Origin of the sequence: Streptomyces iakyrus (genome assembly GCF_000717055.1) — a bacterium.
In the GTDB taxonomy this organism is placed as follows: Bacteria; Actinomycetota; Actinomycetes; order Streptomycetales; family Streptomycetaceae; genus Streptomyces; species Streptomyces iakyrus.
The window spans coordinates 198,088-218,717 of sequence record NZ_JNXI01000004.1; the positions used below are offsets into that span (position 1 = coordinate 198,088).

At 72.7% G+C, this 20,630-nt stretch carries 18 protein-coding genes and 1 pseudogene; 10 read left to right on the plus strand and 9 right to left on the minus strand.

All coding sequences use genetic code 11. The annotated features are described in order from the left end of the window. Positions 1-64: 64 nt before the first annotated feature. The 4 genes from ddaH to OO68_RS09045 form a co-directional block, all read right to left on the minus strand. Positions 65-841: a dimethylargininase gene (gene ddaH / locus OO68_RS09030; RefSeq protein WP_033307686.1), complete on the minus strand. Its 777-nt coding sequence runs from the start codon at positions 839-841 to the stop codon at positions 65-67. Between the two features lie 642 nt (positions 842-1,483). After that, positions 1,484-3,862 carry an Orn/Lys/Arg family decarboxylase gene (locus OO68_RS09035; protein ID WP_033307998.1) on the minus strand — a complete coding sequence of 793 codons (2,379 nt, stop codon included), beginning with the start codon at positions 3,860-3,862 and terminating at the stop codon, positions 1,484-1,486. Positions 3,863-3,998: 136 nt separating this feature from the next. Beyond that, entirely contained in the window at positions 3,999-6,278 is a 2,280-nt protein-coding gene (locus OO68_RS09040; RefSeq protein WP_033307687.1) for an ATP-binding cassette domain-containing protein, read from the minus strand. 10 nt (positions 6,279-6,288) lie between these two features. Continuing rightward, positions 6,289-7,914: an ABC-F family ATP-binding cassette domain-containing protein gene (locus tag OO68_RS09045; RefSeq protein ID WP_033307688.1), complete on the minus strand. Its 1,626-nt coding sequence runs from the start codon at positions 7,912-7,914 to the stop codon at positions 6,289-6,291. 303 nt (positions 7,915-8,217) lie between these two features. Here OO68_RS09045 and OO68_RS09050 point away from each other — a divergent pair, with 303 nt between their 5' ends. Both OO68_RS09050 and OO68_RS42175 read left to right on the plus strand, forming a co-directional pair. Further along, positions 8,218-8,862 (plus strand): GOLPH3/VPS74 family protein, encoded by a 645-nt coding sequence (locus OO68_RS09050; protein WP_033307689.1) that lies wholly within the window; start codon positions 8,218-8,220, stop codon positions 8,860-8,862. Positions 8,863-8,916: 54 nt separating this feature from the next. Beyond that, a pseudogene (locus tag OO68_RS42175) lies at positions 8,917-9,811 on the plus strand (isocitrate lyase/PEP mutase family protein). Position 9,812: 1 nt separating this feature from the next. Here the strand turns inward: OO68_RS42175 and ssgD are convergent. Then, positions 9,813-10,229 carry a spore wall synthesis regulator SsgD gene (gene ssgD / locus OO68_RS09060; protein WP_033307690.1) on the minus strand — a complete coding sequence of 139 codons (417 nt, stop codon included), beginning with the start codon at positions 10,227-10,229 and terminating at the stop codon, positions 9,813-9,815. Positions 10,230-10,504: 275 nt separating this feature from the next. Here ssgD and OO68_RS09065 point away from each other — a divergent pair, with 275 nt between their 5' ends. Further along, entirely contained in the window at positions 10,505-11,581 is a 1,077-nt protein-coding gene (locus OO68_RS09065; protein ID WP_033307691.1) for a WD40/YVTN/BNR-like repeat-containing protein, read from the plus strand. A gap of 70 nt (positions 11,582-11,651) precedes the next feature. Further along, positions 11,652-11,975 (plus strand): hypothetical protein, encoded by a 324-nt coding sequence (locus OO68_RS09070; RefSeq protein WP_033307692.1) that lies wholly within the window; start codon positions 11,652-11,654, stop codon positions 11,973-11,975. Between the two features lie 10 nt (positions 11,976-11,985). Here OO68_RS09070 and OO68_RS09075 read toward each other — a convergent pair whose 3' ends face one another. Continuing rightward, a complete protein-coding gene (locus OO68_RS09075) occupies positions 11,986-12,279 on the minus strand; it encodes a YciI family protein (RefSeq protein ID WP_033307693.1) in 294 nt (97 codons plus the stop codon). A 62-nt stretch (positions 12,280-12,341) separates the two neighbouring features. Here OO68_RS09075 and OO68_RS09080 point away from each other — a divergent pair, with 62 nt between their 5' ends. Beyond that, positions 12,342-13,034 (plus strand): endonuclease V, encoded by a 693-nt coding sequence (locus tag OO68_RS09080; RefSeq protein WP_033307694.1) that lies wholly within the window; start codon positions 12,342-12,344, stop codon positions 13,032-13,034. Here the strand turns inward: OO68_RS09080 and OO68_RS09085 are convergent. Further along, positions 13,022-13,216 carry a hypothetical protein gene (locus OO68_RS09085; RefSeq protein ID WP_033307695.1) on the minus strand — a complete coding sequence of 65 codons (195 nt, stop codon included), beginning with the start codon at positions 13,214-13,216 and terminating at the stop codon, positions 13,022-13,024. The genes OO68_RS09080 and OO68_RS09085 overlap by 13 nt on opposite strands. 180 nt (positions 13,217-13,396) lie before the next feature. On the opposite strand from OO68_RS09085, the gene mmpA reads away from it, so the two are divergent. Further along, positions 13,397-13,543: a morphogenic membrane protein MmpA gene (gene mmpA / locus OO68_RS46735; RefSeq protein ID WP_167345880.1), complete on the plus strand. Its 147-nt coding sequence runs from the start codon at positions 13,397-13,399 to the stop codon at positions 13,541-13,543. A gap of 15 nt (positions 13,544-13,558) precedes the next feature. Here mmpA and OO68_RS09095 read toward each other — a convergent pair whose 3' ends face one another. Then, positions 13,559-14,737, minus strand: coding sequence for a saccharopine dehydrogenase family protein (locus tag OO68_RS09095; RefSeq protein ID WP_033307696.1), 1,179 nt, complete (start codon positions 14,735-14,737; stop codon positions 13,559-13,561). A gap of 91 nt (positions 14,738-14,828) precedes the next feature. Between OO68_RS09095 and OO68_RS09100 the strand changes: the two genes are divergently transcribed. From OO68_RS09100 to OO68_RS09115, 4 genes are all read left to right on the plus strand, one after another. Further along, complete coding sequence (locus tag OO68_RS09100) at positions 14,829-15,209, plus strand: MmcQ/YjbR family DNA-binding protein (protein WP_033307697.1); 381 nt, start codon at positions 14,829-14,831, stop codon at positions 15,207-15,209. Positions 15,210-15,319: 110 nt separating this feature from the next. Further along, on the plus strand, positions 15,320-16,465 hold the full coding sequence (locus OO68_RS09105; protein ID WP_051814552.1) for a CaiB/BaiF CoA transferase family protein: 1,146 nt from the start codon (positions 15,320-15,322) through the stop codon (positions 16,463-16,465). Positions 16,466-16,476: 11 nt separating this feature from the next. Further along, the gene (locus OO68_RS09110; RefSeq protein ID WP_033307699.1) at positions 16,477-17,691 is read left to right on the plus strand and encodes an acetyl-CoA C-acetyltransferase; all 1,215 of its coding nucleotides are present in this window, start codon (positions 16,477-16,479) and stop codon (positions 17,689-17,691) included. A 34-nt stretch (positions 17,692-17,725) separates the two neighbouring features. Continuing rightward, positions 17,726-19,912 carry a 3-hydroxyacyl-CoA dehydrogenase NAD-binding domain-containing protein gene (locus OO68_RS09115; protein ID WP_033307700.1) on the plus strand — a complete coding sequence of 729 codons (2,187 nt, stop codon included), beginning with the start codon at positions 17,726-17,728 and terminating at the stop codon, positions 19,910-19,912. Here OO68_RS09115 and OO68_RS09120 read toward each other — a convergent pair. Beyond that, positions 19,898-20,623, minus strand: coding sequence for a MerR family transcriptional regulator (locus OO68_RS09120; protein ID WP_051814553.1), 726 nt, complete (start codon positions 20,621-20,623; stop codon positions 19,898-19,900). The genes OO68_RS09115 and OO68_RS09120 overlap by 15 nt on opposite strands. Positions 20,624-20,630: the final 7 nt, after the last annotated feature.

Below are 20,630 nucleotides of genomic sequence, written 5' to 3' on the forward strand. Positions count from 1 at the left end.
TACGCGTGTCGACTTGCCCGGACGCCGCAGGTCGAGGGACCGGAGGGGGAACGCGCCAGTCCGGTCAGACGTACAGCTCCCGCAGCCGCACCGAGAGGCACGTCACACATCCTTCGAGCTTCTCGAACTCGCTGATGTCCACGACGACCGGTTCGTACCCGAGGTCGGCGAACAGCTCGGCCGTCTTCGGCGCGCTCGCGGCCATCAGCAGCTTGTCCCCTCCGAGCAGGACGACGTGGGACCCCGCTTCCTCGGGGACGGGCAGGAAGCGCGCGAACAGCGAGGGCGTGTCCATTTTGGGGATGTGCCCGATGACCGTACCGTCCGGCAGCGCCGTGACCGCCGACTTCAGGTGCAGCACCTTGCTCACCGGCGCGGAGACGACCCGCGCGCCGAGCGGCTCGAACGCGGCACGCAACTGCTGGACGCCGGCGGCGTTGGTGCGGCCGCCCCGGCCCACGTAGACGGTGTCGCCGATCTTCAGGACGTCGCCGCCCTCCAGCGTGCCCGGGTCCCAGATCCAGTTCACCGAGCAGCCCAGACCGGCCACGGCCTCCTCGACCCCGGCGGTCTCCGCCCGCCGGGAGTCGGCGCCCGGGCGGGTGATCAGCGCGACGTTCCGGTACATCACGACCGTGTCCTCGACGAACACCGAGTCCGGGCAGTCGTCCGCCGGGTCCACCTCGATGGTCTCCCAGCCGTTGGTGCGCAGGGCCTCCACGTACGCCTCCCACTGCTCGACGGCGAGGCCGACGTCGACCTTCTCCCGTTCGATGTGGGTCACCAGCCCCTCGGCGAGGCGCGGGCTGGGGCGGCGGACGAGGGCCTTCTTGCTGGGCACGAGCGTGACTCCGTATCGGATGGACGTGTCTGGACCGCACCGACGGGGCCTCCGGGATCAACCGGAACCCATCGGGCGTCGGCCGCCATCATGCAGGGCGAACGGAGGTGACGACAGCCCTGGGGCGGGGCCGGGGGGAGACGGACGGCCAGGGCCCGGAGCCGACACAGGTCTCTGGAGCCGTCGGGCAGGGGCAGGGGCAGGGGCAGGGGCTGACGCCGGGTCTCTGCCCGACCGTCGGCCGGGGCCCCGGCCGACACCGTGCCGGGGCGCACTCCCGCGGGGACACCGCTCGGCACGGGTGTGGCAGGGGGAGTGTCCACTCCGGGGCGCGGCCAAGCGTAGGTCGGGTGCCTTCGCCGACAGGCGAAAGGCGCCGGTCGGCCACCGCACCGGCGCGGCGCCCCCGCGGCCGGTGGCGGACCGGGCGCTGCCGTCCGGACCCGGCAGTCCCCGGCGCGGGAGCCGCGCGTGGGAAGCGCCGGGGCAAGCCGTCCACCCGCCCCGGCTCCGGAGTGGCCCGGCGCGGTGGCTCACGGCCTGGCCGCCCGTCTGCCTGGCCGCCCCTCTGTCCGTCTGCCCGGCCGCCCGGCCGAACCGGCCCCGCGCGCCCGCCACACCCCCCGCGCGTCCCCCCTCAACTCACCCCACCGATCCCGCACCCTCCCAACCCCGCCGCTGCGCCGGCGTCACCCCACCGGCGGCTCCCTGCTGCTCGTCCGGGCGCAGGCACTCGATCAGGTAGTCGCCCGTGTCGGGGTCGCGCGTGACCCCGTGGGTCTCGCTGCCGAAGCCTGGGAAGCGGCGGTCGAAAGACTCCAGGGCGCCGAGGTAGCGCAGGAGAGGGCCGTCAGCGTCCCCGGTGTTCTCGCCCGGCATGAGGACCGGGATGCCGGGCGGCGTCACCGTGACCATCGCCGCGGCTACCCGGCCGGGCGCGTCCGTCAGACGGATCCGTTCCGTGCCGCCGCGGATCAGGCGCTGGTAGCACAGCTGTGGCGGGGCGACGGGCTCGGGCAGCTGCTGGAAGGCGGTGTCGAGGAGTTCGACCAGGCGGGCCTCGCGCAGATGGTCGTGCATCTCCTGGCACAGGCCCCGCAGCGTCAGCCCGGCATAGCGCCGCGGGTGCTCCGCGACCAGCGCGGGCAGCACACGGTCGAGCGGGGCGTCACCGTCGTAGAGGTCCTTGAAGTCCATGAGGGCGTCAAGCAGCGTGCCCCACTTGCCCTTCGTGATGCCCATGGAGAACAGCACCAGCGTGGTGTAGCTGTCGGTCTTCTCCACGACGATGCCGCGGGTCGTCAGATAGGCGGTGAGGACCCGGGCGGGGATGCCCTGCCCGGACATCGCCCCGGTGGCGTCGAGCCCCGGGCAGGTCAGGGTGACCTTGACCGGGTCGAGCATGCAGTAGCCGTCGGTCAGCCCGGGGAAGCCGTGCCAGTCCGCTCCGGGGGCCAGGTGCCAGCAGGACGGCTCGGTCCGCAGCAGATCCGCCGGGGCCTCGTCGAAGGGCAGTCGTGCCCCGCTCGCGGGGTCCGTCACCTCGTCCGGCTGCCACACCCCGAAGAACCACGGCGGCCGGTCGCCCGCCGCCGCGATCCGCCGCCCGATCCGCACCATCTCCTGGCGGAACCGGACCGCCTCGGTCACCGCCTCGTCGATCAGCCACTGCCCCTGCGGGCCGTCCATCATCGCCGTGGCCACGTCCAGTGACGCGATCATCGGGTACAGCGGTGAGGTCGTGCCGTGCATCATCAGCGCCTCGTTGAACCGGTCGTGCTCCACCGGTGCCCGCGGCGCGGGCCTGACGTGCACCATGGCGCCCTGCGACAGCGCCGCCAGCAGCTTGTGGGTCGACTGGGTCGCGAAGACCGTCGGCCGGTCGGGGCCGGGGAAGGCCTCCTCGTCCACCGACATGCCGTAGCGCCCGGCGTAGAGCGGATGGAAGCGGGCGTACGCGAACCACGCCTCGTCGAAGTGCAGCCGGGGCGTCCCGGCGGCGAACGCCCGGGCCGCCGCCACCGCGTCGTAACACAGCCCGTCGTACGTGGAGTTGGTGAACACCGCGTACTGGGCGCGGGACGACACGGCGTCCGCCGTCAGCGGGCTCGCCGCGATCCGCGCCGCCAGCGAATCCGCCGCGATCTCGGCCGGCGGCAGAGGGCCTGCGAGACCGTAGCCGTTGCGGGTGGGGACCAGGTACACCGGTCGCGCGCCGGAGACGACCAGGCCGTGCAGGATGGATTTGTGGCAGTTGCGGTCCACCAGGGCGATCTCGTCCCGGGTCACGCTGAAGTGGCCGACCAGGCGGTTGCACGTGGAGTCGCCGTGCAGGACGAAGTACGTGTGGTCGGAGCCGAAGACCCGCGCGGCGTTGCGCTCCGCCTCGCCGATCGGCCCGGTGTGCTCGAACAGCGAGCCGAGTTCCTCCACCGAGATCGACAGGTCGCTGCGCAGCAGCCGCTCCCCGAAGTACTCGTGGAACGCCCGGCCCACGGGAGACTTGAGGAAGGCGACGCCCCCGGAGTGCGCGGGCGTGTGCCACGAGTACTCGTGCGCGTCGTCGAAGCGCCGCAGCGCCTTGAAGAACGGCGGGAGCAGGGCGTCCTGGTAGGCGCGCGCGGCCGTGGTGATCCGCCCGGCGATGAACGCGGGCGTGTCCTCCAACGGCCACACATAGCCCACCACCGCCTGCGACACCCACAGCGGCAGATCGCGCAGCCCTTCGTCCGCCATGACCAGGAAGACCGGCAGGCCCTGGAACCGGCGCCCGATCCGGCGCAGCACCGCCGCACCGCCCGGTCCGTCTCCGGCCCCCGGCGGAAGGTCCCAGGCGACCACCGCTGCGGCCAGCCCGGCCTCGGTCCTGAGCACCGCCTCGGCATCGGCGACGCTCACCACCCGGCGCACCTGTAAGCCGCGCGCCCGGATCCCCTCGGCGATGCGCGTCACCTGCCCGGCGGTGGCGCCCCCGTCCTCCGGATGCTCCGCCACCGCCACCAGAACCGTGCCGTCGGCCATGCCGTCCCCCTCACCGGTGGCCCGCGCCACCCCGTCCAGTGTTCGCGAGCCCCGCACGCGTGATCGTCCGGCGGGGGCCAAACCACCCCATCGGCCCAACGGCCGGGCCGCGCCTTGACGCCGCAGCGCTCCCGGCTCACGGGCGACGCTGCCGCACCGCCCGCCGCAGATGCTCCCCGGTGAAGGATCCCCGCGCGTCCAGAAGCTGCCGGGGCGTCCCCTCGAAGACGATCTCGCCACCGGCCCGGCCGCCGTCCGGGCCGAGGTCGATCACCCAGTCGGCGCGGGCGATCACGTCGAGGTTGTGCTCGACGACGACGACCGTGTTGCCCCCGTCGACCAGCCGGTCCAGCAGGGTGACGAGGCCCTCCACGTCCGCCATGTGCAGGCCGGTCGTCGGTTCGTCGAGCACGTAGACCGCGCCCGTCCGGTGCAGTCGCGTGGCCAGCTTGATGCGCTGCCGCTCGCCGCCGGAGAGCGTGGAGAGGGGCTGGCCGAGGGTGAGGTACGTCAGTCCGACGTCCGCCAGGGCGCGCAGCCGGCGCCGTACGCCCGCGTCGTCGAAGAAGCCGAGAGCCTGCTCGGCCGTCATCCCCAGGACGTCCGCGACGGACTTGCCCCGCACGGTCAGCCGCAGCACCTCGTCCTTGAAGCGCCGCCCCTCGCAGTCGTGGCAGGTCGTCGTCACGGGGTCCATGAAGGCCAGGTCGGTGTGGATGACGCCCCGGCCCTCGCAGGTGCCGCAGGCCCCGCCGGAGTTGAAGCTGAACAGGCCCGCCCCGGCCCCCGTCTCCCGGGCGAAGATCTTCCGGACCGTGTCCATGATCCCCAGGTACGTCGCCGGGGTGGAGCGGCCCGAGATGCCGATCGACGACTGGTCGACGACCACGGCCTCCTCGTGCGCCGCGGTGAACTCCCGGACCAGGGTGCTCTTCCCCGACCCCGCGACGCCGGTCACCGCCGTGAGCACCCCGGCCGGGAACCGCACGGTCACGTCCCGCAGGTTGTGCCGGTCCGCGCCCTTGACCCACAGCTCACCGACGGGCTCCCGCACCTCGTCCTTGACCGCCGTGCGGGTGCGCAGGCAGCGCCCGGTGAGCGTGCCGGACACGGCCAGCTCCTCCGGCGTCCCCTCGAACACCACCGTGCCGCCCCCGGCCCCGGCGCCCGGGCCCATGTCGACGACGTGGTCGGCCAGCGCGATCACGTCCGGGTCGTGCTCGACGACCAGCACCGTGTTCCCCTTGTCGCGCAGCCGCAGCAGCAGGTCGCCGAGACGGCCCACGTCACGCGGGTGCAGGCCGACGCTCGGCTCGTCGAAAATGTACGTCGTGCCGGTCAGGCTGGAGCCGAGGTGCCGCACCGTCTTCAGCCGCTGCCCCTCCCCACCGCTCAGCGTGGCCGTCTCCCGGTCGAGACTGAGGTAGCCGAGGCCGATCGCCTCGATGCGCTCCAGCGCGGCCACGGCGGCCGAGGCGATCGGCCCCGCCACCGCGTCGTCGATCTCCTTCAGCACGGCGATCAGGTCGGTGACCTGCATACGCGTGCAGTCGGCGATCGACCGGCCGTTGATCCGGGTCGCCAGGGCCGCCGCGTTCAGACGCGCTCCGCGGCAGTCCGGGCAGGTGCCCTCCACCAGGAACGCGCTCACCAGGTCCCGGGTCTTCTGGCTCATGGCCGACAGGTCCCGCTTCAGGTACAGCCGTTCGAAGCGGACGGCCAGCCCCTCGTACTCCGTGATCCAGGTGCCGCCCGTGCCGCTGACGCTGACCTTGCTGCCGGGCCGCCCGCGCATCAGGAACTCCCGCTCGGCGGCCGTGAACCGTCCCACCGGCTTGTCCGGGTCGAGGTCGGCGCTGTTGGTGTACGTCTGCCCCTGCCAGGTCCCGGCGGCGAACGGCGGGAAGCGGACCGCCCCCTCGGCGAGGGAGCGGTCCGGGTCCAGGATGCGGTCCCAGTCGGGCCGTACCGCCCGGCCGAGGCCGTCGCACCCGGGGCACATGCCCGACGGGTCGTTGAACGAGTACGCCGTCGCCGGTCCGGCGCTCGGGGTGCCGTGCCGGGAGAACAGCACCCGGATCACCGAGTAGACGTCGGTCATGGTGCCGACGGTGGACCGGGAGTGGCCGCCGACCTGCCGCTGGTCGACGACGATCGCCGGGGTGAGGTCCTCCAGGCCGTCCGCGTGCGGCCGCTCGAACTTGGGCAGCCGGTTGCGGACGAACCACGGATACGTCTCGTTCAGCTGGCGCTGCGACTCCACCGCGATCGTGTCGAAGACGACGGACGACTTCCCCGACCCCGAAACGCCGGTGAACACGGTCAGCCGGCCTTTCGGGATGCGCAGGGTGACGTCCTTGAGGTTGTTCTCGCGTGCTCCGGTCAGGGTGATGGCATCGTGTGCGAAGTCGGTCATGCCGCCGACGCTAGGCGGAAAACCAGACAGCCTCTGGCGTGATTTCCCGCAGTTCTCCCTCCTCCAGCAACAGCCATCGCGTGATGCCGACCGACTCCAGGAACGGCAGGTCGTGACTGGCCACGACCAGCGCCCCCTCGTACGACTCCAGGGCCGTGGTGAGCTGCCGGACGCTCGCCATGTCGAGGTTGTTGGTCGGCTCGTCCAGCATGAGCAGCTGGGGCGCCGGCTCCGCCAGCATCAGCGCGGCCAGCGCCGCCCGGAAGCGTTCGCCGCCGGACAGCGTCGCCGCCTTCTGGTCGGCGCGGGCGCCCCGGAACAGGAAGCGCGCCAGCCGCGCCCGGACCCGGTTGTTGGTGGCGCCCGGCGCGTATCGGGCCACGTTCTCGGCGACGGTCCGCTCGCCGTCGAGGACGTCGAGCCGCTGCGGCAGGAACCGCAGCGGGACGTGCGCCCGCACCTCGCCCGCCTCCGGGGCGAGCTCCCCGGCGATCGTGCGCAGCAGCGTGGTCTTGCCCGCGCCGTTGCGCCCGATCAGCGCGACCCGCTCGGGGCCGCGCAGTTCCAGGCCGCCCTTCACCCGGGCGCCGTAGCGGAGCCCGAGATCCTGCAGCGTGAGGACGGTACGCCCCGGCGGCACGGCCGTGTACGGCAGGTCGACGCGGATCTCGTCGTCGTCCCGGACCGCCTCCACCGCCTCGTCGAGCCGTTCCCTGGCCTCGGCGAGCTTCTCCTCGTGCATGATGCGGTGCTTGCCCGCGGACTCCTGCGCCGCGCGCTTGCGCGCCCCCATGACGATCTTCGGTTCGCGCTTCTGGTCCCACATCTTCTGCCCGTACCGCTTGCGGCGGGCCAGTTTGACCTGGGCGTCGGTCAGTTCGCGTTTCTGCTTGCGGAAGTCGGCCTCGGCGACGCGCACCATGCGCTCGGCCGCCTCCTGTTCGATCTCCAGGGCCTCCTCGTAGACGGAGTAGTTGCCGCCGTACCACGTGATCTCACCGGAGCGAAGATCGGCGATCTGGTCGACGAGGTCGAGCAGTTCACGGTCGTGGCTGACGACGACCATCACGCCCGGCCAGGACTGGACGGCCGCGTACAGCCGCTTGCGGGCGTACAGGTCGAGGTTGTTGGTCGGCTCGTCCAGCAGCAGCACGTCGGGACGGCGCAGCAGCAGGGCGGCCAGGCGCAGCAGCACCGACTCGCCGCCCGACACCTCACCGACGGTACGGTCCAGCCCGATGTGTCCGAGCCCGAGTTCACCGAGGGCGGCGAGGGCGCGTTCCTCGACGTCCCAGTCGTCGCCGACGGTCTCGAAGTGCCTCATCGAGACGTCGCCGGCCTCGATGGCGTGCAGGGCGGCGCGCTGTTCGGCGATGCCGAGGGCCTCGTCCACGCGCAGGGCGGTGTCGAGCGTGACGTTCTGCGGGAGGTAGCCGACCTCGCCGGCCACACGGACGGTGCCGTCGGCCGGTGCGAGGTCACCGTCGACCAGCCTCAACAGGGTGGATTTCCCGGACCCGTTGACGCCGACCAGGCCGGTCCGGCCGGGGCCGAACGCGACGTCGAGACCCTCGAAGACGGGGCTGCCGTCGGGCCAGGTGAAGGAGAGGGATGTCACGGTGATGGAAGCAGACATGGGAGCCTCACTCGCGGTTGCTCGAAGCGGTCGGGGGCAAACGCGTGTCGAGACACCTGCGACCAGGGGGGAGGCTCCATGGCACACCACGGACATGAAAAATGCCCCGCACCGGAGGACGGCTCGAACGCCGAGGTCGCACGCAGCGCACACCCGTCGGGTGTGACGCGGTGTCTCAGGACCTCAGACGAGCAACGTCCTTCTCCAATCGGCGGCAACAGGGACGCTTCAAACCGTACGAGGGCGCTCTGAGACTGTCAACGAATTAACGTCGAACCCGATCTCCCGCCCCGAGGAGGCCCTGTGCCCAACGGCCCGCTCACGCTGCCGGCCCGGCTCTGCCTGCTGGCCTGGGACACCGCGCGGCCGGCGGCCGGCAGCACCACCCACCGGCCCGGACCGGTCCGGGCCGGCGCCCTCGTCGAGCTGGCCCGTCGCGGCTTGCTCACCGACGACGACGGCATCGTCACACCGGCCGACCTGGACACGGGCACGGGGGACGCGGTCCTCGACGGGCTGCTCGAACTCGTCCGTGAGTCGCGCCCCCACCCCTGGCGGACCTGGGTGACGCTGCGGGCGCGGGTGACCCTCGACGCCGTACGGGAGCAACTGGTGGCCGAGGGGTATCTGCGGGCGGAGAAGAGACGGGTCCTCGGCGTTTTCCCGTCCGTGGAGTACGCGCTGGAGCGCAGGGCCGCCGTGGAGGTGCTGCGGGAGGAGACCCGGCAGGTCCTGCACGGGCCGCTGCCGGTCGCCGGGATCTCCGAGCGGGACGCCGCGCTCGCCGTCCTCGCCGCCGCGGCCGGCGTCTTCGGCGACAGCGCGCCCGGCCGGCGCGCCGAGGAGCTGGCCGAACAAGCCACGGCGGCGACGCCCGGGCTGCGCGGGATCCTGCGCGAGCTGAGCACGGCGGTGACGGCCGGGGCAGCGGTGGCGGCCTCGCCCTGACATCCGCCAGGCCGACCAGGCCTGACCCGGTCGGCCGACCGCGCTGTCGGATTCCTGCCGGACCCGCCACCCCGTCCCGCTGGTTCAGTTGCCCGCACGAAGAACCAGAGCGACCGTGCCGCCGCCTTCCGTGACCTCCACCTCCCCGGGCCCGCTGGTCCTGCCCAACGCCTGGGACGCCGTGAGCGCGCGGCTCGTCGAGGACGCAGGTGCCGCCGCCGTGGCGACGACCAGCGCCGGGCTCGTCTGGGCGCGCCGGACGGTGAGCGGGCGGACCGCGAGACGGCGATCGCCGCCGTCGCCGGGATCGCCGGTGCCGTGCCCGTTCCCGTGAGCGCGGACATCGGCAGCGGCTACGCCGAGGACGCCGAGGGCGTCGCCGGCACGGTCCGGGCGGTCATCGCCGCGGGAGCGGTGGGCGTCAACGTCGAGGACGCGCTGTACGGAGCCGCTAGCGGTGGCCCGCTGCGGGACGTCGCCGAGCAGGCGGAGCGGATCGCCGCAGCGCGTGAGGCGGCCGACGCGGCGGGTGTGCCGCTGTTCGTCAACGCCCGTATCGACACTTTCCTGAGCGGCGCCGGAATGGGGGCATCTCCCACGCCTTTCGGGCAGTGGGGGAGGACCTCACCCTGGAGCGGGCCGACGCCTTCCGCGCCGCGGGCGCCGACGGAATCTTCGTCCCCGGGGCCGTCGACCCGGGAACGGTGAAGGAACTCGTGAACGGCGTCGACGGACCGCTGCACGTCATGGCCGGCCCCGGCGCACCCCCGGTCACCGAACTGGCCGCCCTGGGCGTCGCCCGCGTCAGCGTCGGCTCGGGAATCGCCCAGGCCGCCCACGCCCTGGTCCGCCGGGCCGCCCGGGAGCTGCTGGACCGGGGACCTACGGGTCGCTGACCGAAGCGCTCGCCCACGGTGAGGTCAACGCCCTTCTCGAACAGCCTCGTTAACTCAGCACGCGTCCCGCATCAGCTCGGCGAGACCATGGTCCAGATCCAGCTGGAGGTGCTCGAGACCGACGGGCACGAGGTCGCTCGTGGCCTCCAGGAACCGGCGGATCTCGCTGGAGCGGACGTGGACCACGGCCGTGCCCTCGGGGGCGTGGAACTCCAGCACCGTGCGGTCGTAGCCGTAGGGCCGCACGCGCACGTCGCCGTGTCCCTCGGCGCTCTTCTGGCCCGCGGCGAGCAGCTCGCGGGAGAAGGTCCAGCAGACCTCGACGCCCTCCAGCGTGGCCGGGGCGGGGAAGGTCATGCGGACGGCGAAAGGATCACGCCGGTCGTAGTGCAGCGTCGCGGGAATGCTCGGCATACGCGGCGCGGCGGCGACGAGGCGGGCCTCCACGGGCTGCTCGATGACGATGGACAACGCCTTGCTCCCTTGTGACGGCTGGACGGACACTTCCGGGCGGATGAGGCCGGGCACTGGAAGAGACGACGGAATCAGCCAATCCGTGCACACGAAAGGCGAGTGACCTCTGTCACCGCGTTCATGCACCAGAGTGACGTGGCTCTCCTCGTGTGCTTTGAAGGGCACTTGTGGCACCCGCCGCCCCACCCGGAGGGCCGGTGAGGCCATCTGGACGGCACCCGGGCCGTGGGCTAGCTTCCCCCGCCATGAGGCGCATGGGGAGCACGCGACGGATGAGACGAATCCGCAGCAGGGCGGCCGCGATGGCGGCCTGCGGGGCGGCACTGGCGGCCCTGACCGCCGTACCGGCACAGGCGCACGAACCGGAGCGCCGGGCGCCGCACTGGGAACTCAAGGACACCGGCGCCCCGGAGACACGGTTCCGGGGCCTCGCCGCGGTCAGCCGGACCACCGCCTGGGTCGCCGGGACCGGCGGCACCGTCCTGCGGACCACCGACGCCGGAGCGACCTGGCGGAACGTCTCACCGCCCGGCGCGGGGGACTTGCAGTTCCGGGACGTCGAGGCGTTCGACGCGCGCCGGGCCGTGGTCCTGGCCATCGGCGAGGGCGAGGCGTCCCGGGTCTACCGCACCGACGACGGCGGAGTGACCTGGACGGAGTCCTTCCGCAACACCGACCCCAAGGCCTTCTACGACTGCCTCGCCTTCTTCGACCACCGCCACGGCCTCGCGATGAGCGACCCGGTGGACGGCAGGTTCCGCATCCTGTCGACCGGCGACGGCGGCCGTACCTGGAAGGTGCTGCCGGACGGGGGAATGCCGGCCGCGCAGGAGGGCGAGGCCGGTTTCGCGGCGAGCGGCCAGTGCCTGGTGACGTCCGGGCCGAAGGACGTCTGGCTCGCGACCGGCGGAGCCGCACACGCGCGGGTGCTGCACTCCGCCGACCGGGGACGCACCTGGACGGCCACCGACACGCCCCTCCCGGCGGGCGACCCGGCCCGCGGCGTCTTCGCGCTCGCCTTCCGTGACCGCGCCCACGGCCTCGCCGTCGGCGGCGACTTCCGCCCCGACCAGCCATCACCGAACGCCGCCGCGCGCACCTCCGACGGCGGCCGCACCTGGCGTCCGGCGGCCACGCCTCCGCCCGCCTACCGCTCCGGCGTCGCCTGGCTCCCGCACAGCCGCACCGCCGCCCTCGCCGTCGGCCCCACCGGCACCGACCTCACCACGGACGCCGGCCGCACCTGGCGGACCGTCGACACCGGCTCCTACGACACCGTCGACTGCACCCGGGACCACGGGTGCTGGGCCGCCGGCGAGAAGGGCCGGGTTGCCCGCCTGGAGCACTGAGCATGCGAGGTGCCCTGATCGTTGGCAGGGTGGGTACTCGTTCACTGATCGTGAAAGGAAGTGAGCGAGAATGCCACGCGGTTCGAGCTCCAAGCGGGAGCGCCAGTACGAACACATCAAGGAAAGTGCGGAGGACCGGGGCGAGAGCACCGGCCGCGCCAAGGAGATCGCCGCGCGGACGGTGAACAAGGAACGCGCCCGCTCCGGCGAGTCGAAGACGGCCAGCCGCACCTCCACGAAGGACATGTCGTCCGGCAAGCGCGGTGGCCAGCGGTCGGGGCAGGGCTCCCAGGGCCCCACCTACGACCAGCTGTACCAGGAGGCCAAGCGCAAGGGCGTCGAGGGCCGTTCCAGCATGAACAAGAGCCAGCTGCAGCGCGCACTGGGCAAGTGAGGCGGATGCCTCAGAGGGTCTCCCGGTAGGCCTCCAGCGCGGGCGCCGTCTTCGTCGCGGTGAACTGGGTGACGCGGTACGCGCACACGCCTGCGGTGACGAACGGGTCCTCCGCGGTGATCTCCTCGATCCGCTCGCGATCCCCCGCGACGGCGATGATCACTCCGCCGTCGCGGGGGTTCTTGCGCCCGGATGCGAGGAAGACCCCCTGCCGGTACTGCTCGTCGAGCCAGACCACGTGCTCCTCCAGCACGGCGTCGACGGCTTCCAGCGGGGCGGTGTACGTCAGCTCCAGCACGAACATGATCGGGAGCCTACCCCCGGGCATCCGGCCCGCCGCCGGGAAGCCCGTAGGCTCGGGCCACCATGACGACCGTAAGCATCCCCGAAGACTGGCCCACGACCGAGGACCGGGCACGTGCCGTCCAGGACGAACTGCGCGCCCGCGTGATCCTCGGCGAACCGGGACCGCCGCCCGGCTCGGGCCGGGTGACCGGGGTCGACGTCGCCTACGACGACGAACGGGACATCGTCGCCGCGGCGGCGGTCGTGCTGGACGCGTCGAGTCTCGAAGTCGTCGCCGAGGCCACGGCCGTGGGCCGGGTCTCCTTCCCCTACGTGCCCGGGCTGCTCGCCTTCCGCGAGATCCCCACGGTCCTCGCCGCCCTCGACGCCCTGCCCTGCCCGCCCGGCCTGGTCGTCTGCGACGGCTACGGCCTCGCCCACCCGCGCCGCTTCGGCCTCGCCAGCCACCTCGGCGTCCTGACCGGCCTGCCCACGATCGGCGTCGCCAAGAACCCGTTCACCTTCACCTACGACGATCCGGACACCCCGCGCGGCAGCACCTCCGCGCTCCTCGCCGGCTCCGAGGAGGTCGGCCGGGCCCTGCGCACCCGGGACGGCGTCAAGCCGGTCTTCGTCTCGGTCGGCCACCGCGTGAGCCTGCCGAACGCCTGCGCCCACACCCTGGCGCTGACACCCGCCTACCGCCTCCCGGAGACCACGCGCAGGGCGGACGCGCTGTGCCGGAAGGCGCTGCGGGAGGCCTACTCCGTCTGATCGGCCACGTGCCAGCGGCCCACCTCCCGGTATTCCGAGTCGTGGATGGCCGCCCCGTCCCCGGGGCGGAGTTCGTAGTGCCGGAGACTGCCGCCCCAGTACCTCAGGATCCGGCCCAGCTCGCCGGCCGGATCCTTCGCCAACGCCGCGTCGTCCATGGTGACTTCGAGAAGGAACCTCATGCCTTCAATGGTTTCATTGAAGTCCTTGTTGGCACTTCTGGAGCTTCTGCCGAGGCCGGAGTGCGCAAAGCCTCAAGTCGGGGAGTCGGCCGGGGCTGGGCGGGGCGGCGCGATCTGAGTACCGGCTCTGAGTACCTGTACGGATGCCCGCCCGCCACTCCCGTCGGCAGGCTGGGGCGCATGACGACGCACCGTGCCCCCAAGCCAGTTGCCGGCCCGACCCAGACCGTCGAGCGGGCCGTCACCCTCGGGCTGATCCTCGCCGTGCTGGCCGGGCTCGGCTGGATCGCCGGGATGATCTACACCATCGCCGAGTGGCCGCTGTAGGCCCCCGGCGGGCCCTCAGCGGGCCGACGCGACGCGGAAGCGGATGCCCGCCGCGCGCAGCCGGTCGATCAGCGCGTTGCCCATCGCCACCGCCGTGGTGACCTGGCCCGCCGTCTTCGGCAGGTCGTCGAAGGCCAGGCACAGCGCGGACTCGGCGAACATCTTGGCCGTCTCGTCGTAGCCGGGGTCGCCGCCCGAGACCTCCGTGTACACCCGCTTGCCGCCGCCCTCGCCCACGAAGCGCACGGAGAACCAGCTCTTCGCCCGCTTCTCGGGGCTCGGTCCGTCCCCGGGCTTGAGCCGGTCCGACAACCAGCGCCGCGCGGGCGGCACCTGGGCCGCCGCGACCAGCGCGCCGACCGCCGCGGCGCCGCCCACGGCGACCGGCAGGTGCCGGACGGCCGCGTACTGCCGGTAGCGGAAGTCGGGCCCGTACCGGTCGAGGGCCGACGCCGAGCGCCGCACGATCTGCGGGTCGATGGTCGGCATCGGCAGCGCCCAGGCGCCGACCTCCTTGGCGAACCGGGGACCGCCCAGCGGGGCCGCCGTCCGCCGGCCCACCAGCCGTGGTTCGTGCCGCCGCCGGTCCCGGGCCGCGGCCGCCATCTCCCGCTGCCGCGCGAACTGGCCCAGCGCGGAGGCGAAGGTCCCGCCCGAGAACGCCGCGTCGGCGGTCACGAAGCCCTCGACGCTCAGCGGCACGTCCTCCGGCAGCTGCTGCACGGTGAAGTACACGCCCAGGTCGTGCGGGACCGAGTCGAACCCGGCGGCGTGCACCAGCCGCGCCCCGGTCTCCCGGGCGCGGGCGTCGTGCCGGACGTACATCAGGTCCACGAACTCCGGCTCGCCGCACAGGTCCAGGTAGTCGGTGCCGGCGTCCGCGCAGGCGGCGACGAGTTCCTCGCCGTAGGTCACGTACGGGCCGACGGTCGTGGCCACCACGCGCGCGTGCTCCACGAGGTCGCGCAGCGAGGCCGGGTCGGAGACGTCCGCGTGCAGCACCCCCACGTCGGTGCCGGCGGGCAGCCGCTCCCGCAGCCGCTCCAGCTTCCCGGCATTGCGGCCCGCGATCGCCCAGCGCAGCCCCTCCGGCGCGTGGGCGGCCAGGTACTCCGCGGTTAGCACCCCGGCGAAACTGGTCGCTCCGAAGAGCGCGATGTCGTACGGACGGTCCGTCCTGCTTTGCCTGCTCATGACACCCCTCGGTCGTTCAGCCCGTGCCGCTGTCGGTGGCCGAGGCTAGCGTGAGGGGTGCGGAGCCCGACGACGAGCCCGGAGGACCACGATGGCCGTGCCCAGGAATGCCCTGAAGAAGTGGGAGAAAGTGCGCGCGTTCGCACTGGGGCTGCCGGATGCCGTCGAGGAGTTCCCCTGGGGCGAGTCCGTCGCGAAGGTCAACAGGAAGGTGTTCGTCTTCCTCGGCGTCCAGGACGGCAGTTACCCCCTGGGGGTGACGGTGAAGCTCACGGACGAGACGGCGCACGCGCACGCGCTGGCCTGCCCCGGCGCCGAGCCCGCCGGATACGGCCTGGGCAAGGCGGGCTGGGTGTACGTCCCCCTGGAGCAGCAGGGCGCCCCGGCCGCCGAGGTGCTCTGCGACTGGGTGGAGGAGAGCTACCGGGTGATCGCCCCGAAGCGGCTGATAGTCGTGCTGGACGGGCACTGACCTCGTCCGGCAGATTGCTAAGCGCTTGCTCGTTCAGGGCTTGTGCCGAGTGGAACACGTTCTTAGCATCGCTGGTGTTACATCAGATGTGTCACAGCACTGGGGGCTGGATGACCACGGCAAGGACGCCAGGACACGGCCCGCTCTCCGGCGTGCGCGTCGTCGAGCTGGCCGGCATCGGACCCGGCCCGTTCGCCGCCATGCTCCTGGCCGACCTCGGCGCCGATGTCGTCCGCGTGGACCGCCCCGGCGGCCCCGGACTCGCGATCAACCCGGCCTGCGACGTCACCAACCGCAACAAGCGCTCGGTGGTCGTCGACCTGAAGGCCCCCGACGGCCCGGAGCAGGTGCTCGACCTCGCGGCCCGCGGCGACATCCTCGTCGAGGGCTACCGCCCCGGCGTCGCCGAGCGCCTCGGCGTGGGCCCCGCGCCCTGCCACGCCCGCAACCCCCGTCTCGTCTACGGCAGGATGACCGGCTGGGGCCAGGACGGCCCGCTCGCCCAGCGCGCCGGGCACGACATCGCGTACATCGCCCCCACCGGCACCCTCGGCATGATCGGCCGCCCTGACGAGCCGCCGGCGGTCCCGGCCAACCTGCTCGGCGACTACGCGGGCGGCTCCCTCTACCTCGTCGTCGGCGTCCTCGCCGCCCTCCACCACGCCCGCGCGACCGGAACCGGCCAGGTCGTGGACGCCGCCATCGTCGACGGCACCGCCCACCTCTCGACGATGATCCACGGCATGCTCGCCGCCGGCGGCTGGCAGGACCGCCGCGGCGCCAACCTCCTGGACGGCGGGTGCCCGTACTACGGCACGTACGAGACGGCGGACGGCCGGTACATGGCCGTCGGTGCCCTGGAGCCGCAGTTCTACGCGGAGTTCCTCACCCTCCTCGGCGTCGAGGACCGGGCCGCCGCGCGCAAGGACGTCGCCCGGTGGGGTGAACTGCGCGAGGAAGTCGCCGCCCGCTTCAAGAGCCGCACCCGGGACGAGTGGACGGCCGTCTTCGACGGCACCGACGCCTGCGTCGCGCCCGTGCTGTCGCTGCGGGAGGCCCCGCACCACCCGCACCTCGCCGCCCGCGGCACCTTCACCGACCACGGCGGCATCACCCAGCCCGCCCCGGCCCCCCGCTTCTCCGCGACCCCGACCTCCGTCCGCACCGGCCCGGCCCGGCCGGGCGCCGACACCACGGACGTCGCCCGGGACTGGGACGTCCCCGGGCTGCTCCCCGCGCTCCGCAACCCTCAGTGAAAGGCCTCCTCGTGAGCACCGAAGCGTATGTGTACGACGCGATCCGCACCCCGCGCGGCCGCGGCAAGGCGAACGGCGCCCTGCACGGCACCAAGCCCATCGACCTGGTCGTCGGACTCATCCACGAGATCCGCGCCCGCTTCCCGGACCTGGACCCGGCCGCCGTCGACGACATCGTCCTCGGCGTGGTCGGCCCGGTCGGCGACCAGGGCTCTGACATCGCCCGGATCGCCGCCATCGCCGCCGGCCTGCCCGACACCGTCGCCGGCGTGCAGGAGAACCGCTTCTGTGCCTCGGGCCTGGAGGCCGTCAACCTGGCCGCCGCCAAGGTGCGTTCCGGCTGGGAGGACCTCGTCCTCGCGGGCGGCGTCGAATCGATGTCCCGCGTGCCGATGGCCTCCGACGGCGGCGCCTGGTTCAACGACCCGATGACCAACCTCCAGGTCAACTTCGTGCCCCAGGGCATCGGCGCCGACCTGATCGCCACCATCGAGGGGTTCTCCCGGCGCGACGTCGACGAGTACGCGGCCCTCTCCCAGGAGCGCGCCGCCACCGCCATGAAGGACGGCCGCTTCGACAGGTCCGTCGTCCCGGTGAAGGACCGCAGCGGTCTGGTCGTCCTCGACCACGACGAGTTCCCCCGCCCCGGCACCACCGCCGACTCCCTCGCCAAGCTGAAGCCGTCCTTCGCGGACATCGGCGAGCTCGGCGGCTTCGACGCGGTGGCGCTCCAGCAGTACCACTGGGTGGAGAAGATCGACCACGTGCACCACGCGGGCAACTCCTCCGGCATCGTCGACGGCGCCTCGCTCGTCGCGATCGGCTCCAAGGAGGTCGGCGAGCGCTACGGCCTCACCCCCCGCGCCCGGATCGTCTCCGCCGCCGTCTCCGGCTCCGAGCCCACCATCATGCTCACCGGCCCGGCCCCGGCCACCCGCAAGGCCCTCGCCAAGGCCGGACTGACCATCGACGACATCGACCTCGTCGAGATCAACGAGGCGTTCGCGGCGGTCGTGCTGCGCTACGCGCGGGACATGGGCCTGTCCCTGGACAAGGTCAACGTCAACGGCGGCGCGATCGCCCTCGGTCACCCCCTCGGCGCCACCGGCGCGATGATCCTCGGCACCCTCGTCGACGAACTGGAGCGCCAGGACAAGCGCTACGGCCTCGCCACGCTGTGCGTCGGCGGCGGCATGGGCGTCGCCACCATCGTCGAGCGCATCTGACCCCCTCCCGACGGATCACACGGAGCACCTCCACATGAGCACTGAATCCACCACCATCCGCTGGGAACAGGACCGCACCGGCCTCGTCACCCTGGTCATCGACGACCCGAACCAGTCCGCGAACACCATGAACCAGGCGTTCCGCGACTCCCTCGCCGTCGTCACCGACCGCCTGGAGGCCGAGAAGGACTCCATCCGGGGCGTCATCATCACCTCCGCGAAGAAGACCTTCTTCGCCGGCGGCGACCTGCGCGACCTCATCCGCGTCACCCCCGAGACGGCCCAGGAGCTGTTCGACGGCGGTATGGCGATCAAGCGGAACCTGCGCCGCATCGAGACCCTCGGCAAGCCGGTCGTCGCCGCGCTCAACGGCGCCGCGCTCGGCGGCGGTTACGAGATCGCCCTGGCCTGCCACCACCGTGTCGCCCTCGACGCGCCCGGCTCCAAGATCGGCTGCCCCGAGGTCACCCTCGGCCTGCTGCCCGGAGGAGGCGGCGTCGTCCGCACGGTCCGGATGCTCGGCATCGCCGACGCGCTGCTGAAGGTGCTCCTCCAGGGCACCCAGTACAACCCCCGCCGCGCGCAGGAGAACGGCCTCGTCGACGAGGTGGCCGACAGCCCCGATGACATGCTCGCCAAGGCCCGCGCCTTCATCGACGCCAACCCCGAGTCCCAGCAGCCCTGGGACAAGCCGGGCTACCGGATCCCGGGCGGCACACCGGCCAACCCCAAGTTCGCCGCGAACCTGCCCGCCTTCCCGGCCACCCTGCGCAAGCAGACGGGCGGCGCCCCCTACCCGGCCCCGCGCAACATCCTCGCCGCCGCCGTCGAGGGCTCCCAGGTCGACTTCGAGACGGCGCAGGTCATCGAGGCCCGCTACTTCGTGGACCTCGCGGCCGGACAGACGTCGAAGAACATGATCCAGGCGTTCTTCTTCGACCTCCAGGCCGTCAACTCCGGCGCGAACCGCCCCAAGGGGATCGAGCGGCGCCAGGTCCGCAAGGTCGCCGTCCTCGGCGCCGGCATGATGGGCGCCGGCATCGCCTACTCCTGCGCCCGCGCCGGTATCGACGTCGTCCTCAAGGACGTCTCCCTGGAGGCGGCCCTCAAGGGCAAGGGTTACTCCGAGAAGCTGTGCGCCAAGGCCGTGGCCAAGGGCCGTACGACCCAGGACAAGGCCGACGCGCTGCTCGCCCGCATCACCGCCACCGCCGAGGTCCAGGACCTGGCCGGCTGCGACGCCGTCATCGAGGCCGTCTTCGAGGACACCTCCCTCAAGCACAAGGTGTTCCAGGAGATCCAGCACGTCGTGGAGCCCGACGCGCTGCTGTGCTCCAACACCTCCACCCTGCCCATCACCGCCCTCGCCGAAGGCGTCGAGCGCCAGGGCGACTTCATCGGCCTGCACTTCTTCTCGCCCGTCGACAAGATGCCGCTCGTCGAGATCATCAAGGGCGAGCGCACGGGCGAGGAGGCGCTGGCCCGCGCCTTCGACCTGGTCCGGCAGATCAACAAGACGCCGATCGTCGTCAACGACTCGCGCGGGTTCTTCACCTCCCGCGTCATCGGCCACTTCATCAACGAGGGCGTCGCCATGGTCGGCGAGGGCATCGAGCCCGCCTCGGTCGAGCAGGCCGCCGCCCAGGCCGGCTACCCGGCCAAGGTGCTGTCCCTGATGGACGAACTGACGCTCACCCTGCCCCGCAAGATCCGGGCCGAGTCCCGGCGCGCGGTCGAGGAGGCGGGCGGCACCTGGACGGCCCACCCCGCCGAGGCCGTCATCGACCGCATGGTCGACGAGTTCGGCCGCACCGGCCGCAGCGGCGGCGCCGGCTTCTACGACTACGGCGACGACGGCAAGCGCACCGGCCTCTGGCCCGGACTGCGCGAGCACTACACCAAGCCCGGCTACCGGATCCCGTTCCGGGACATGCAGGAGCGCATGCTGTTCTCCGAGGCGCTGGACACCGTCCGGCTGCTGGAGGAGGGCGTGCTGACCTCCGTCGCCGACGCCAACATCGGATCCATCTTCGGCATCGGCTTCCCGGGCTGGACCGGCGGCGTGCTCCAGTACATCAACGGCTACGAGGGTGGCCTGCCCGGCTTCGTGGCACGCGCGCGGGAACTCGCCGAGCAGTACGGGGAGCGCTTCGCCCCGCCCGCGCTGCTGGTGGAGAAGGCGGAGAAGGGGGAGCGGTTCGGCGACTCAGCCCGCGGCTGACCCGCCGGAGCCCGACGGCCCGGTGAGCCACTCGTCCAGCTCTTCCTTCAGCGACCGCTGGAACGCGGTGAGGAGCGCCTGCACCACCAGCGGGTGCATGTGCGCCGACAGGGACCGCACGTCCCGGGCGTCACGCTCCGCCACCTCACCGCGGAAGAGCTGGGACAGCTCCCGGGCCGCGGCGCGCGCGTGCTCGACGAGCACCTTGCGCGCCGCGAAGATCGCCTCCTGCGAGAGCGGCACGTCCAGCAGCCCGGCGCCCAGCCGCAGCAGACCGAGGTCGGCCTCGTACCCGCCGTCCGCGGGCCGGACCACGCCCATCGCGACGAGCCGCTCGACGTCCTCGTCGCCCAGCGGCCCTCCGGCCCGCCGCTCCAGCTCCGCCCGGGTGACCGTCTCGACGCTCTCCGGTGCCCAGGAGGCCACCACGGCCCGGTGGATGGCGAGGTCGTGCGCGCTCAGGTCCGGCGGCAGCTGCCGCAGGTAGCGCTCGATGCCGGCCAGCGTCATGCCCTGCTGCTGCAACTCCTCGATCAGCGCCAGCCGGGCCAGATGCTCGCGCCCGTAGTGGCCCACGCGCCGCGGACCGAGCACCGGCGGGGGCAGCAGCCCCTTCGTGCCGTAGAAGCGGACCGTGCGCACCGTGACACCGGCCCGGGCGGCCAGCTCGTCGATCGTGAGGGTCGGCTCCTCGGTGTCGGTCGTCGTCATGTGCAGC